This window comes from Brevibacterium sp. VCM10 (assembly GCF_000583215.1).
Taxonomy (GTDB): domain Bacteria; phylum Actinomycetota; class Actinomycetes; order Actinomycetales; family Brevibacteriaceae; genus Brevibacterium; species Brevibacterium linens.
Map to the genome: position 1 here is coordinate 1 of NZ_JAJB01000014.1, position 13,912 is coordinate 13,912.

Genomic DNA, 13,912 nt, shown 5'->3' on the forward strand with positions numbered 1-13,912 from the left:
ATTGTCTGGTCGATCCGCGGCGATTCCGAGCTCGAAATCACCGCGGATCGACCAGACAATCGACGCGCTTGCGGCCGGGAGCGCCTAACGCCAGCGTGTGGACATGATCAGACCCGCCACGAAGAAGGCGAAGCCGATGAGGATGTTCCAGTTGCCCCAGGCTTCGACGGGGAAAGCGCCCTGGGTGATGTAGAAGGTGACGAGCCAGATCAGGCCGACGAGCAGCAGGCCGATGAGCACCGGCAGGAACCAGCTCGGGTTCGGTTTGATCGTCTGCTGGCCCGAGGTCGAGGTGTAGCTCGCGGTCTTGCGTCCCTGGGACCGCTTGGCCGGATTGCCCGAACGCGAGGTGCGCTTGGCAGCCGCACCCTTCGAACCGGTTGCCTTGGAAGCCGATGATGTGGAACCGGAGGCCTTCGAGTCCGAGGTCTTCGACGACTTCGCACTCTTGGCCGACTTCGCATCCTTGGCTGAGTCGGACTTCTTCCCGGCGGCCGCGGTCTCGGAGTCCTTCTCGGAGCCCTTCGCAGAAGCCTTGTCCGAGTCCTTGCTCTCCGCGTCCTCGTCCGCGGAATCGTCCGTCAGATCGTCCGCAGCAGATTCGGTCGCAGCCGATTCTTTGTCCGCAGCCTCGGCGACATCGGTGTCGAGCGAATCGGTCTCGAGTTCCTCGACCTCGGCGGCCTCGACCGCTTCAGCGGATTCGGCCTGCTTCGCCTTGGCCGCCGACGAAGTGCGAGAAGTGCGCTGGGGGCGTCCTTTGGACTTGGCCACAAGTACTCCTTTGTCGGTCGACCGTCGTTGGGTCGCCGAATGAATGGTTGGGGACGATCGCAGACCAGTCTACTCGGGGCGGGGGTCACAGTGAAAAACTCCGACTACCCTGAAAGCGCCCCGAGCGCGCCCCGAACGAAGATTCCCATAGGATAAGGTGCATAGGGGTGTCCCCGCCTGTATTCTTCGACGGCCCCCGACAATGCAGTGACAGTCACGGAGCAGAAGTGGTGAATAGTTCCTCCTCGGGTAACGAGCCGGGCGTGAATCCGCCCTCGCGACCCACTATCCGTCCTGCTCAGAGACGGATGTCCACCTCCCACTCTGCCGATCAGCCGGTCGGTCACTCATCCGCTCGGTCCGCGGGCGGCTCCGTTGCCGCCGGTGACCAGCCGCTGCCCAGCCGACGCGAGCTGCGGCGCAGGGAAGCCGAGGCCGCCGCAGTCCAGGGCGAACCGACCGCCGTATACTCCGACGTCCCGCCCGCGGTCCCGCAGGGTCACGGCGGCCAATCCACGCCGGGTCACGGCGGACAAGCCACGCAGGGCCGCCTCGGCGAGGATCAGCCCCAGCTTCCCCCAACCCGACAGCGGCGTCGGCGTCAGCCCACGGCGAAGGAACCGCTCGGCCCGATCCGCGGGACCGTGCGCACCTTCGGCGAACTGTGCATCACGGCCGGACTCGTCCTCATCCTCTTCGTCGTCTGGCAGCTGTGGTGGACGGACATCCAGGCCAACCGCGACAACGAAGTGCTCGCCGACGAACTCACCCAGGACTGGGCGAATCAGGACCCGAACGAACTGCCCGACGATCCGGACGAACCCGTGGTCGCCGACCCCGTGGACAAGAACGAGGCCTTCGGCATCTTCTACATCCCGCGCTTCGGCGACGACTTCTACCGCACCGTCGCCGAAGGCGTCGACCTCGAACCCGTGCTCAACCGGATGGGCGTGGGCCGCTACCCGAACTCGGCGATGCCCGGCGAGGTCGGCAACTTCTCCGTCGCCGGTCACCGCGTGACCTACGGCAAGCCGTTCAACCAGATCGCGAACCTGCGTCCGGGCGACGAGATCATCGTCCAGACGAAGGACGGCTTCTACACCTACACTTTCCGCAACTTCGACATCATCCTCCCCGACGCCGTCGAAGTGCTCTCACCCGTGCCGGACGCACCCGACTTCAAGGGCAAGGACCGGATCCTGACGATGACGGCGTGCAACCCGATGTTCTCCGCCCGGGAACGCTACGTCGCCTACGCCGAACTCACGGACTGGACGCCGGCCGGCAACGGAGCGCCCGACAGCATCAAGGACTCGAAGGCCTACGACAAGGTCAGCAAGGACGGCGGTGCCTGATATGTACGCATTCATCTGGCGGATCCTCCCGGGCAACTGGGTCGTCAAGCTCATCCTCGCCCTCATCCTCATCGCGGCGGTCGTCCTCCTGCTCATGCAGTACGTCTTCCCCGTGATCGCCCCGTACATGCCCTTCAACAACGCCACAGTGACCGAGACCGGACAACAATGACCTCAATCCTCGTCATCGACAACTACGACAGCTTCGTCTACACGCTCGTGTCCTATCTGCGTGAGCTCGGCGCCGACGTCGACGTCGTCCGCAACGACGACATCCCCGCCGCCGAGGTGGCCGCCACCGTGTCCGCCTACGACGGCGTCCTCCTGTCCCCGGGTCCCGGCGTGCCCGCCGAGTCCGGAGTCTGCCCGCCCCTGCTGTCCTGGGCGGAGACGACAGGCATGCCCGTGTTCGGCGTCTGCCTTGGCCATCAGGCCCTCGGCGAGGTGTTCGGCGCCGAGGTGACCCACTCACCCGTGCTCATGCACGGCAAGACCTCGGTCATCACCCACGACGGCGAAGGCATCTTCTTCGGCTGCCCGAGCCCGCTGACCGTCACCCGCTACCATTCGCTGGCGATCGTCGACGAGACCCTCGATCTCGAGAAGTTCGCCGTCACCGCCCGCACCGACGACGGCATCGTCATGGCCATCGAACACCGGGAGAAGCCGCTGTTCGGCGTCCAGTTCCACCCCGAATCCGTGCTCACCGAATGCGGTTACCTCATGCTCGGCAACTGGCTCGAGGTGTGCGGTCTCGACGGTGCCGCCCAGGCGGCGGCGGGCATGTCCCCGTTGGCGACCGCGATCGCCTGAGAATTCCCGCCGATCGCGGGTCTCAGGGTTCTCGCCGAGGTGGCCGATCGTTATGATCGTGAGCACAGCGATCCCTGTGCGCAGATGATCCGCATGTGCGCCGGGGGCCGTGCACGACCGTGAGCGCCGTGCACGAGAGACGAACAGGAGACAGCGACGATGTCAGAACCGACCTATCTGCGCGAGGAACCGTTCACCGAACTCACCGTCATCGAGGTCCCTGCCACTCCGGCAGCGGTCGTCGAGGCCCGCGAAGTCCACATGTCCGACCTGCCTGAGCTCTTCGACGCCACGTTCTCCGGGCTCTTCCCGGTGCTCTCCGCGGCGGGCCTCGAACCCGCGGGACCGGCCTTCGCCCTCTACACCCGGCAGCCGAGCGAAACGGTGGATCTGCAGGTGGGGATCCCCACCTCGGCGGGGCTGAAGAGCGCGGAGCCGATCGCCGGCGGGCATATCGTCATCCCTGCGGAGCTGCCCGGCGGATCCATGGCCGTGCGCAGCCACCTCGGCGGATATGACGGGCTCGGGGAATCCTGGGCACAGCTGCTCAAGGACGCGGTGGCGGCCGGGCATCGTCCGGGACTGCCGTTCATCGAACTCTATGTCACCGAGCCCAGCCCCGAGGCGGATCCCGCCGATATGCGCACCGACCTGTTCCTCACCGTGGACTGAATCAACAGCGTCACCGACGCTCACAGGCACTCACCGGAGACGACAGCGGCCGGGCCAGTCGATGACTGACCCGGCCGCCGGGCTTCCGAAGGCGATGCGGCTCAGTTGCCGATGATGCCTTCGGACCAGTTGTCGAAGAGCCCTCCGCCCATCGAATCCTTGTCCTTCGCGTCCTGATCGCCCTCGTCGTCTCCGTCGTCTCCGCTGTCGCCGCCGGGTGAGGTCGGGATGCCTCCGGGGACCGAGGGAATCGAGGGCGACGGCTCCGGCGGCTTCTTGGCCACCTTCACGGTGATCTCCGAGCCCTGCTTGACCTCGCTGCCGCCGGTCGCGGACTGTTCGAAGACCTTCTTCTCATCGTGTTCGTCGGTCTCGACCTCTTCGGTCTTGCACGTGAGCTGGTACTCATCGCCTTCGAGGGTCTTGCAGGCCTCCTCGGCGGTCTGGCCGGTGACATCGGGGACCTTGACGAGACCCGAGGACACGACGAGATCGACATTCGAATCGACATCGACCTCCTGACCGTCACCGGGCTTGGTCTCGATGACCACGCCCTTCTCCACATCCGGGGAATTCTGGGAGATATGGGTGCCGGCCTGCAGACCCGCGTCGTTGAGGATCTTCCGCGCCGCCTCCTCGGTCTTTCCGGAGACGTCGGGGATCGTCACGGACTCGGGTCCGGAGGAGATGATCAGTTTGACCACGCTGTCCTTGTCGACCCTCTGACCGCCCGGAGGATCGGTTTCGATGGCCTTGCCCTCGTCGACTTCCGAGCTGTACTTCTCGTCCGTGTCCACTCGCAGGCCCTGTTGCATGAGGGCCGCCTCGGCCTCGTCGGCATCCATATCGGCCACATCCGTGACCTGGACCTGAATGACCTCGGGGGGTTTGTTGATCTCGTACACCCACAGGGCCACGGCGGCCAGGGCGAGGAGGACGAAGATGCTGCCTATCCAGACCCAGGCGCGCGACCGCTTCTGCGGCGGCCGCTCCTCCTGATTGGTCATGATCGCCGAGACCGGCCCGGTCTCGGGAGCGGCCTCGGCCTCGTTGGCATAAGCCATCGGAGCGGTCATCGGCGGGGCCATCATCGGATACGCCTGCGTGGCGTCGACGTCGTCCTCGAAGCTCATGGGGCGGCCGTCGCGGGCGGCGAGCACGTCCTCACGGAAGGTGTAGGCATCCTGATACCGGGCGTCACGGTCCTTGAGCAGCGCGTGGAGGAGGAGCCGGTCGACGGCCGGTGGGATGTCCGAATTGAAGAAGCTCGGCGGCTGCGGGGTCTCCCCGACATGCTGGTAGGCCACGGCCAGCTGGGAGTCGCCGACGAACGGGGGACGGCCGGCCAGCAGCTCGTAGAGCAGGCAGGCGGTCGAGTACAGGTCGGAGCGAGCGTCGACGACTTCGCCGCGGGCCTGCTCGGGGGAGAGGTACTGGGCGGTGCCGACGACCGACTGGGTCTGTGTCAGCCCCGAATTGTCCTTGAGCGCCCGGGCGATGCCGAAGTCCATGACCTTGATGTCGCCCTCGGGGGTGAGCATGACGTTCGCGGGTTTGATGTCGCGGTGGACGATGCCGTTGCGGTGGGAGTACTCGAGTGGAGCCAGCACCCCGGCGATGACATTGAGGGCCTCGTCGACGGTGAGTGTGCCGTGCTCGTTGAGGACTTCGCGCAGGGTCTGACCCTCGACGTATTCCATGACGATGAACGGCACGGACACGGACGAGCCGCCGGATTCGACGAATTCCTCTTCTCCCGAATCGTAGACGGAGACGATTCCGGGATGATTGAGACCGGCCGCGGACTGGGCCTCGCGCTTGAGACGGGTGTGGAAAGACGGATCGCGGGCGAGATCGGAGCGCAGAAGTTTGATGGCCACGCGACGGCCGAGACGGTTGTCGACGCCCTCATGCACTTCTGCCATGCCCCCACGGCCGAGGAGCGCACGAACTTCGTAACGCCCCGACAGCACCTTGGGTTCACTCATGTATGTCCTCCGCTTGTCTCACCCGAGCTTCAGGCTTCATTCTCACCTGAGCCGGGTCGAGTTTCAGTATCTCAAACTCTTCGCTTCTCGTAATCGCTGCTCTGTGTCGATCACTGTCTATTCATTGCCGTTGTTTCCGTTCGGGTTGCCACCGGCCTCCGAGTTCGAACCGCTCGACGAGCCGGGGTTGCTGCCCGTCCCGTCATTGCCGCTGTTCGGGTTCGAGCCGCTGTTGCTGTCCGCCGAATCGCCGGAGCCCGAGGAGTCCGACTCTCCGGACGTATCCGTCGATGACGAGGAGTCCGTTTCGCTCGAGGTCTCGGAGTCCGACGAGGAGTTCGACGAGCTCGAGGAGTCCTGGTCGGAGGAAGAGCCGTTGTCATCGGAGTCCGAACCCTGATCCTGCGAATCGGATGCGGAATCGGAATCCGAGCTCGACTCCGAGTCATTGCCCAGACCCGGATCGGATCCCGAATCCGAGGCCGGCTCTTCCGGAGCCTCGGCGGGACCGGCGGAGATGTAGAGGGTCACGGTGTCGCCTTCTTCGAAGGTGTATCCGTTGTCGCCCTCGCCCACATCGGCGACCGTTCCGGCGGTGCGCTCCGAGTTGATGTCCGTGGTCTCGACCTCGAGGCCTTGGTTCTCGAGATTCTGCGTCGCCGAGGATTCGCTGAGTCCGATGTAATCGTTCTTATCGATCTCGATCGTCTTCGCCGCCTCCGAGGTCGGCGCCGAGGTGGACGGTTCCGGTTCGGGTTCGGCATTTCCGCCGCCGAGGAAGAACCACAGCAGGGAGCCGACGGCGATGAGGGCGATGATCGCAAGGATCCAGATGAGGACGCGGCCCTTGTTCGAGGGCGTGTCCTTCTCCGGATCCTGATTCTGCGGATCGTTAGGATCGATCTGTCCCGTGTTCGCTGCGGCGACTCCGGCACCGGCAGCTCCGGCTCCGACGGCCCCGGCGAATCCGGCGGCGGCCCCGTTCGGATACACCTGGGTCGCATCGTTCGCCGAGGTGACGGGCAGGGTCTTCGTCGTGGCCGTAGGCTCCGGGTTGTTGAAGACCTGGGTCAGGGCTTCGGACGCGGCGGCCCCGTGCCGCATCTGCGGGACGAGCTCCTCGGCTCCGGCGATGTCCCCGGCCGAGAGCGCCTCGGCGGCCTTGGCGACCTTGAAGGCATCGGAGGGACGACGTTCGGGTTTCTTCTCCAGCAGGCAGTCGACGAAGCGGCGCAGCGGTTCGGAGACCGTGTCCGGCAGCGGCGGGTGCTGTTGGTTGACCTGGGCGATGGCGATGGCCACCTGCGAGTCTCCGGTGAAAGGACGCTGACCGGCCAGGGCCTCATAGGCGATGATGCCCAGTGCATAGAGGTCGGAACCGGGCCCCGACCCCTTGCCGGTGGCCTGTTCGGGAGCGAGATACTGGGCGGTGCCCATGACCTGCCCGGTCTTCGTCAACGGGGCCTGATCGGTGACCCGGGCGATGCCGAAGTCCGTGATCTTGACCCGGAAGTCCGGAGTCATGAGGATGTTGCCGGGCTTGATGTCACGGTGGATGACGCCCACCTTGTGGGCGGCGCCGAGGGCGGAAGCGGCCTGGGTGACGATGGAGAGCGTATCGGCCTCTGACAGGGGCGCGCTGCGTTCGATGATGGCCGACAGGGCCTCACCGGGCACGTATTCCATGACGAGGTAGGGCGAACCCTGCTCGTCACCGTAGTCGTAGACGCCGGCGATTCCCGGATCGGAGACCCGACCCATGTTCTGGGCCTCGGCTCGGAACCGGGCGAGGAAGGTCGATTCGGAGAGGTACTCGTCCTTGAGGATCTTCGCCGCGACCTCGCGGCCGAGCACGGAGTCCACACCCTTCCAGACCTCGCCCATGCCGCCGACGGCGATGCGGGAGGTGAGCTTGTATCGGTTGCCCAACAGGGTGCCTTCGACGGGTCTCATTTCTCGACCACCGCTTCCATCATGTTCTTCGCGATCGGTCCTGCGACCGTCGCACCATAAGCTTCGTTGCCCGCGTTTCCGCCGTTCTCGACCACGACCGCGACCGCGACCTGAGGGTCGTCGGCCGGGGCGAAGGAGATGAACCAGGCATGGGGTGCCGCGCCCTCGGCGTGCTGGGCGGTGCCGGTCTTCGCTGCGACCTTCGTGTCGCCCATCTTCGCCACCGAGGCGGTGCCGTTCTCGACCACACCGGTCATCATGTCGGTGAGCTTGTCGGCCGTATCTCCGGACACGGGACGCGACATCTGGCTCGGGCGGGTCTCGGAGATCGGTTCGAGGGTGTTGGCATTGAGCACCCTGTCGACGAGCTGGGGCTTCATCATCTTTCCGCCGTTGGCGATTCCCGCGGTCATCATCGCCATCTGCAGCGGAGTCGACCTGACCTCGTACTGACCGAGCGAGGACTGAGCCAGCTGCGGCGGATTGAGGTCGGACGGGAAGGAGGACGGGGTGACATTGAGAGGGATCTCGAGATCCTCGCCGAATCCGAACTTCTCGGCCTGCTCCGCGATCGCGTCTTCTCCGAGATCCATGCCCAGGGAGGCGAATGAGGTGTTGCAGGATTCAGCGAGCGAATCGGCCAGGGTCGGCTTGCCCCCGTTGCGGCAGGCACCGGGATGCGAGTTGCCGATCGTCGCCGTCGTCTGCGGCAGATCGAGCGTGGCCGGTCCGTTGAGCTGCGAATCGGGCTCGTAGTCCCCGGATTCCAGGGCGGCCGCTGCGACGAGGACCTTGAATGTTGAGCCGGGCGGGTAGAGGTTGCCGCCGATAGCGCGGTTGTAGGCGGGTTTGCCGTCGGCGGCTTCTAGGTTCTTGAAGGCGCGGCTGGCTTCGGTCGCGTCGTGGCTGGCCAGGGCATTGGGGTCCCAGCCCGGAGTCGAGGCCATGGCCAGGATCTTCCCGGTCTTCGGGTCGAGAGCCACGGCGGCGCCGTTCTGGTTGCCCAGTCCGTCCCACGCCGCCTGCTGGACCTTCGGGTCGATCGTCAGCTCGACGGCGGCGCCGCGAGGCTGCTCACCGGTGAAGAAGCTGCCCACCTTGTCGTAGAAGAGGGCGTCGGAATCGCCGGAGAGGTAGTCACCGGCGGCGCGCTCCATGCCGGAGGCCCCGGACACGATGGAGTAGTAGCCGGTCAGGGAGGCGTAGGCGCGCGGATCGAGGTTGTCCGAGCCGTATTTGCGCTGGTACTTGTACTTGTCGTCGACCGGTTCCGAATACGCGATCGGGGTGCCGTCGACGAGGATCGGACCGCGGTCACGGGCCAGCTGGTCGAGGATCCGGCGGTTGTTCAGCGGATTGTTGTTCAGCGAATCCGCAGTCACGTACTGCACCCAGCTCGTCGACCCGAACAGGAGCGCGAACATGACGAATCCGACGACGGCGATATGCGTCAATGGCTTCTTCATCGTTCACCTCCAGTGGGTCGTTGGTCGGCGGCATCGGAGTCGGTGGGAGCCTCACCGCGGGGCCGTGCGCCCGCGGACGGCAGGTTCGTCGTGGGGGCTTCACCGTCGAACGCACGGTCATCCGCCGGCGGCAGGTTCGTGGTGGGGGCATCCTCGTCGACGGTGCGCGCCGAGGCGGCCGTGTCCTCGGCAGGGGCGCCTGCCCGAACGGGCTGCGGATCCTCGGTGATTCTGAGGACTCCGGTGTGGAATTCCTCGACGGGGCGCCTGGCATTGTCCGAGATCCGCAGCAGCAGGCCGATGATCATCCAGTTCGCGATGAGCGAGGAACCGCCCTGAGCGAGGAACGGCGTGGTCAGACCCGTCAGCGGGATGAGACGTGTGACGCCGCCCACGACGACGAAGACCTGCAGGGCGATCGTGAACGACAGACCCGTGGCCAGCAGAGTGCCGAAGCCGTCGCGCAGCTGCTGAGCGGTGCGGATTCCGCGCTGGAAGATGAAGAGGTAGCACAGCAGAATGACGAAGAGTCCGGCCAGGCCGATCTCCTCACCGAAGCTGGCGTAGATGAAATCGGATTCGGCGTAGGGGACCATATTCGGTCGGCCTTCGCCGAAGCCGGTGCCGATGAGTCCGCCGTTGGACATGCCGAACAGACCCTGCACGAGCTGGTAGGAACCACCGGGAGTCTTGTTGTACTCCTCGGGGGTCAGCGCATTGAGCCACCCGGACACACGCTGGTCCACATGGGAGAAGAGGAACGTCGCCGCTACCGCACCGATGGAGAAGAATCCGAGGCCGAGGATGATCCACGAGACCTTCGAGGTGGCCACGTAGAGCATGGCGACGAAGAGGCCGAAGAAGAGCAGCGAGGTGCCGAGGTCGCGTTCGAAGACGAGGACGCCGACGCTGGCGACCCAGGCGACGACGATAGGTCCGAAGTCGCGCAGACGGGGGAAGCGGATGCCGAGGATCTTCGGTCCGGCGGCGACGAGCTGGTCCTTGTAGGTGACGAGGTAGCCGGCGAAGAAGATGGCCAGCAGGATCTTCGCGATCTCACCGGGCTGGAAGGACAGGGGTCCGACGCCGATCCAGATGCGGGCGCCGTTGATGGTCTTGCCGATGCCCGGGATGAGCGGAAGCACGAGGAAGACCAGGGCGGCGAAGCCCGAGACATAGGTGTAGCGGCGCAGCCAGCGGTGGTCGCGGACGACGAAGATCACGGCGATGGCCAGGCCCACGCCGAGTGTCATCCACACCAGCTGGGTCATCGCCGAACCGAGGTATTCGTCACGGCCGAGGTCGACGCGGTAGATCATGGCCAGGCCGAGTCCGTTGAGCAGCACCGCGATCGGCACGAGCACGGGATCGGCGTATTTCGCCTTGATCCACACGATGAGGTGGAGGATGACGCCGAGTGCGGCCAGCCATGCGGCATAGCCGTAGACATTGGCCGGGATGGTGTCTTCGACACCGAGGCCGACGAGGGCGTAGGCACTGGTGGCGACGGCGATTGCCAGGATCAGGAGACCGAGCTCGGCCAGCCGGTAGGTTCTGGGGCGCGCGGTCTGCGAGGGAGCCTGGTTCATCACTGCGACTCCCGGGTGATGGCGTCACTGGGGTCCGCGGACTTCGAATCCGGGGGTGAGGGGGCCGGGTCGCTCGGACTCGTGGAGTCTTCGACGTCGCCGGATATGCCGGAGGAGCGATCGGATTCCTTGCGCAGATTGTCGATGATGCGATCGGCCTCATCACGTGAACCGGCGGGAATCGATCCGCGCAGACGGTCCTGGGAGTAGCTGTTGAGGCTGTCGACCTCGATGTCCGTGGTGTCGACGAGGCGGCTGAGCTCGATGGGCCCGAGCGTCGTGTCGAGGCCGCGGTAGAGGGAGACCTTGCCGTCGTCATCGGCGACATAGTACTGGTGGCTGACGTAGTTGTACGCGAAGAATCCGCCGACGGCCAGCGCGACGATCACGATGGCGGTGATGATCCATCCGAGGTAGGACCTTTTCTCGACCTCATCGTCGAGGTCGGCCTCCTCGTCTGCAGCGGTGTTCGTTCGCAGCTGCTGTGTCGTGCCGTCGCGAGCTTCGCCGTCCTCGCCGTCCACGGTCTGGATCGGTGCGGTGTCGGCGGAGACGTCGTCGTCGGCGAAGGTCGCATGGGCTTCGGTGCCCACGGCCGCCTCGGCGTCGGGGTTCGCACCGATCGCGGCGTAGCGGGGGTTGAGGTGGACGGAGCCGACGGACACGCCTGCGGTGGTCTCGACCTCACCCTCGAGGACATCGCCGACGACGACGGTGACATTGTCGGCGCCGCCTCCTGCCAATGCCAGGTCGATGAGCTGACGGCAGGCCTCGTCGGGGTCGGCCACCTCTTTGAGCACGCGGGTGATGTCGTCGATGTCGGCGAATCCGGTCAGACCGTCCGAGCACAGCATCCAGCGGTCGCCGACCTGGGCCTCGCGCAGGGACAGATCGAGGTCGGGAGAGGCCCCGACATCGCCGAGGACCTTCATCACCACCGAGCGCTGGGGATGGGTCTCGGCCTCCTCGGGGGTGATCCGGCCCTCGTCGACGAGCATCTGCACGAACGTGTGGTCGTGGGTGATCGGCTGGAGCTTGTCGTCGCGCAGCACATAGCCGCGCGAGTCGCCGATATGGGCGAGAGCGAAGCGGTTGCCGGTCGCGCGCAGAACAGCGGTGACGGTGGTGCCCATTCCGGCGAGTTCGGGCTGTTCACCGACGCCGCGGCAGATGCGGTCATTGGCTTCGAGGATCGAGGTGCGGAGGAGTTCGAGGGCGTCCTCGCCTCCGGGTTCGCGGTCGAGTTCGGCCAGGCGGGACACGGTGATCGCCGAGGCGACGTCCCCGCCGGCGTGACCGCCCATTCCGTCGGCGATGAGCAGGAGATTGGGTCCCGCATAGCCGGAGTCCTGGTTGTTCTTACGCACCAGCCCGGTGTGAGACCGGGCTGCCGAACGGAGAGTGATGGTACCGCCGGTCGTCACGATTGGGTCTCCAGGGTCGTATGTCCGATGGTGATCCGGGTGCCGATAGCCAGCTGGATGGGTCCGGTCATGCGTGAGCCGTCGACGATGGTGCCGTTCGTCGATCCGAGGTCTTCGAGCATCCAGGCCCCGTTCTTCGCAGAGATCCGAGCGTGATGGCTGGAGGCGAAGTCGTCATTGATGATGATCGTGTTGTCGGGAGCCCGCCCGAAGGTCACAGGCGCCCCCGAGAGCATGAGCGTCTGCCCGGCCAAGGGACCGTCGGTGATGCGGATGGTGCCCGGATGGGCGTGGGCGGCCGGAGCGGCAACCGGGCGAGGTGCGGGAGCCGGACGGGACGGTGGCGGTGGGGCGGACTTGGAGCCGCCTCGGCGAGATTTCCGTCCGGCGCGGGCTTTCCGGGGGCCGAAGATGTCGCGACGGAGGACTCCGGCGACTCCGAGGACGAAGAGCCAGAGGATGATGAAGAATGCCAACCGGAAGACGGTGACGGTGAATTCGCTCACTGGGCGTCCCGCTCGTTGTAGTGGACCTCGGCCTCTCCGGCGAGGAGGACATCGCCGTCGGACAGGGTCGCCGATGTCAGTTTGCGTCCGTGCAGCAGTGTGCCGTTCGTCGAACCGAGGTCGTTGGCCACGGCGCGGTCACCCTCGACGACGATCTCGAAGTGACGGCGCGAGACGCCGGGATCGTCGATGACGAAGTCGGAGCTCGACGAGGAGCGGCCGAAGGTGTTCGTGCCCTGGCGCAGCATCTGCGTGCGACCGTCGATGGTCACGCTGGCTTCGATGCTGCGAGCGGGTGCCGGTGCCGGTGCGGGACGGGCGGCGGAGTTCTGCCGGGGTGCCGCGGCCGGGGTCGAACGGGCGGGTTCCGGGGAGCGGCGCGGGGTCACGGGCCGAGAGCCGGAGTTCGGGGACTCGCCGACGATCGGATTCGCCCGCGAGATCGGGTCGTAGCCGCCGCGGTTGGCCGGCTGGGCGGCAGGAGAGCCGTCGGGACGCTGGGTCGAGGACACGACGCGGTACATTCCCGTGTCGAGGTCGTCGGCGAGAGCGAATTCGACGGAGACGGGGCCGACGAAGCTGTAGGCCTGTTCGACGGCGTGATCGCCGACGACCTGGCGCAGATCGGAGCGCAGCTCGGACTCGAGGCCGGAGAGCCGGTCGTGGTCGGTCTGCGAGAGCTCGATGACGTAGTGGTTGGCGGTCAGGGTGCGACCGCGGGAGACCACGGCGGCCTTGTTGTCGGCCTCACGGCGCAGGGCTCCGGCGAGCTCGACGGGTTCGACCTGGGATCGGAAGGCCTTCGCGAAGGCGCCGTTGACGACGTTCTCCAGCCCCTTCTCGAAGCGATCGAGTAACCCCATGGCACCTCCTCATCAGGTGTTGCCGTTGCCGGACGAACTCTTCGCCAAGCGGCTCCGAGTGCTCTGACCAGGTGGTCCTGATCACGTGCACTCTGGGCACATCAACACCCAATCCTAACGCGGTGAGGCTCTCAACTCACGTCACGCGTGTTCGCAGGGCGAAGCTGTGCCGTGATTCCCTGCGCGCGTCCAGGGAAGAGTGAAGGTCGGCGGGGTCGGGCTCGGGGGGCGAGTCACCGCAGCAGCCGCGGAGGCAGTGGGGCCTTCGCCGCGGGGTGAGTCGCCGGCGCGGCGACCGGCGAGAATGTGAAGGTGGACACGTTTGGGCGGTTTCGGCTTCCTCGGTTTTCAGTTTCGCCGTCTCCGATGCTAGAGTTTTACCTTGTTCGCGCGAGTGGCGGAATTGGTAGACGCGCTGGCTTCAGGTGCCAGTGGCCGCAAGGTCGTGGGGGTTCAAGTCCCCCCTCGCGCACAGCGAATGACAAGCCCCTCACCGGGTCCCGACAGGG

Annotated in this window: 12 protein-coding genes and 1 tRNA gene; 5 read left to right on the forward strand and 8 right to left on the reverse strand. The window is 66.0% G+C overall.

What is annotated here, in order from left to right:
- Positions 1 to 84: 84 nt before the first annotated feature.
- A complete protein-coding gene (locus AD89_RS0103290; protein WP_025777180.1) occupies positions 85 to 774 on the reverse strand; it encodes a cell division protein CrgA in 690 nt (229 codons plus the stop codon).
- Between the two features lie 308 nt (positions 775 to 1,082).
- On the opposite strand from AD89_RS0103290, the gene AD89_RS0103295 reads away from it, so the two are divergent.
- The 4 genes from AD89_RS0103295 to AD89_RS0103310 all read left to right on the forward strand — a co-directional run bounded on the left by AD89_RS0103295 (position 1,083) and on the right by AD89_RS0103310 (position 3,614).
- Positions 1,083 to 2,129: a class E sortase gene (locus AD89_RS0103295; protein WP_025777181.1), complete on the forward strand. Its 1,047-nt coding sequence runs from the start codon at positions 1,083 to 1,085 to the stop codon at positions 2,127 to 2,129.
- Positions 2,122 to 2,301, forward strand: a complete 180-nt coding sequence (locus AD89_RS19850) for a hypothetical protein (protein WP_127363522.1) — start codon at positions 2,122 to 2,124, stop codon at positions 2,299 to 2,301. The genes AD89_RS0103295 and AD89_RS19850 overlap by 8 nt, the downstream gene beginning before the upstream one ends.
- The gene (locus AD89_RS0103305; RefSeq protein ID WP_025777183.1) at positions 2,298 to 2,942 is read left to right on the forward strand and encodes an anthranilate synthase component II; all 645 of its coding nucleotides are present in this window, start codon (positions 2,298 to 2,300) and stop codon (positions 2,940 to 2,942) included. Before AD89_RS19850 ends, AD89_RS0103305 begins: the two co-directional genes overlap by 4 nt.
- 159 nt (positions 2,943 to 3,101) lie before the next feature.
- On the forward strand, positions 3,102 to 3,614 hold the full coding sequence (locus AD89_RS0103310) for a GyrI-like domain-containing protein (protein WP_025777184.1): 513 nt from the start codon (positions 3,102 to 3,104) through the stop codon (positions 3,612 to 3,614).
- A 101-nt stretch (positions 3,615 to 3,715) separates the two neighbouring features.
- Here the strand turns inward: AD89_RS0103310 and pknB are convergent, their stop codons facing one another.
- The 7 genes from pknB to AD89_RS0103345 form a co-directional block, all read right to left on the reverse strand.
- Entirely contained in the window at positions 3,716 to 5,602 is a 1,887-nt protein-coding gene (gene pknB, locus AD89_RS0103315; protein ID WP_025777185.1) for a Stk1 family PASTA domain-containing Ser/Thr kinase, read from the reverse strand.
- 117 nt (positions 5,603 to 5,719) lie between these two features.
- Positions 5,720 to 7,555 carry a protein kinase domain-containing protein gene (locus AD89_RS0103320; protein ID WP_025777186.1) on the reverse strand — a complete coding sequence of 612 codons (1,836 nt, stop codon included), beginning with the start codon at positions 7,553 to 7,555 and terminating at the stop codon, positions 5,720 to 5,722.
- Positions 7,552 to 9,021 (reverse strand): peptidoglycan D,D-transpeptidase FtsI family protein, encoded by a 1,470-nt coding sequence (locus AD89_RS0103325; protein WP_025777187.1) that lies wholly within the window; start codon positions 9,019 to 9,021, stop codon positions 7,552 to 7,554. The genes AD89_RS0103320 and AD89_RS0103325 overlap by 4 nt, the downstream gene beginning before the upstream one ends.
- On the reverse strand, positions 9,018 to 10,610 hold the full coding sequence (locus AD89_RS0103330) for an FtsW/RodA/SpoVE family cell cycle protein (protein ID WP_025777188.1): 1,593 nt from the start codon (positions 10,608 to 10,610) through the stop codon (positions 9,018 to 9,020). The genes AD89_RS0103325 and AD89_RS0103330 overlap by 4 nt, the downstream gene beginning before the upstream one ends.
- A complete protein-coding gene (locus AD89_RS0103335; RefSeq protein WP_231488398.1) occupies positions 10,610 to 11,977 on the reverse strand; it encodes a PP2C family protein-serine/threonine phosphatase in 1,368 nt (455 codons plus the stop codon). Before AD89_RS0103335 ends, AD89_RS0103330 begins: the two co-directional genes overlap by 1 nt.
- Positions 11,978 to 12,030: 53 nt before the next feature.
- A complete protein-coding gene (locus AD89_RS0103340) occupies positions 12,031 to 12,540 on the reverse strand; it encodes an FHA domain-containing protein FhaB/FipA (protein ID WP_025777190.1) in 510 nt (169 codons plus the stop codon).
- Positions 12,537 to 13,403: a DUF3662 and FHA domain-containing protein gene (locus AD89_RS0103345; protein WP_025777191.1), complete on the reverse strand. Its 867-nt coding sequence runs from the start codon at positions 13,401 to 13,403 to the stop codon at positions 12,537 to 12,539. Before AD89_RS0103345 ends, AD89_RS0103340 begins: the two co-directional genes overlap by 4 nt.
- Before the next feature lie 388 nt (positions 13,404 to 13,791).
- On the opposite strand from AD89_RS0103345, the gene AD89_RS0103350 reads away from it, so the two are divergent.
- Positions 13,792 to 13,875 (forward strand) — tRNA-Leu (locus AD89_RS0103350).
- Positions 13,876 to 13,912 lie beyond the last annotated feature (37 nt).

Bases quoted from the DNA above. Each gene is read 5' to 3' on its own strand.
- AD89_RS0103305 (WP_025777183.1), top strand. From the start codon at position 2,298: ATGACCTCAATCCTCGTCATCGACAACTACGACAGCTTCGTCTACACG.
- pknB (WP_025777185.1), bottom strand. From the start codon at position 5,602: ATGAGTGAACCCAAGGTGCTGTCGGGGCGTTACGAAGTTCGTGCGCTC.
- AD89_RS0103345 (WP_025777191.1), bottom strand. From the start codon at position 13,403: ATGGGGTTACTCGATCGCTTCGAGAAGGGGCTGGAGAACGTCGTCAAC.
- AD89_RS0103325 (WP_025777187.1), bottom strand. From the start codon at position 9,021: ATGAAGAAGCCATTGACGCATATCGCCGTCGTCGGATTCGTCATGTTC.
- AD89_RS0103310 (WP_025777184.1), top strand. From the start codon at position 3,102: ATGTCAGAACCGACCTATCTGCGCGAGGAACCGTTCACCGAACTCACC.
- AD89_RS0103330 (WP_025777188.1), bottom strand. From the start codon at position 10,610: ATGAACCAGGCTCCCTCGCAGACCGCGCGCCCCAGAACCTACCGGCTG.
- AD89_RS0103295 (WP_025777181.1), top strand. From the start codon at position 1,083: ATGTCCACCTCCCACTCTGCCGATCAGCCGGTCGGTCACTCATCCGCT.
- AD89_RS0103320 (WP_025777186.1), bottom strand. From the start codon at position 7,555: ATGAGACCCGTCGAAGGCACCCTGTTGGGCAACCGATACAAGCTCACC.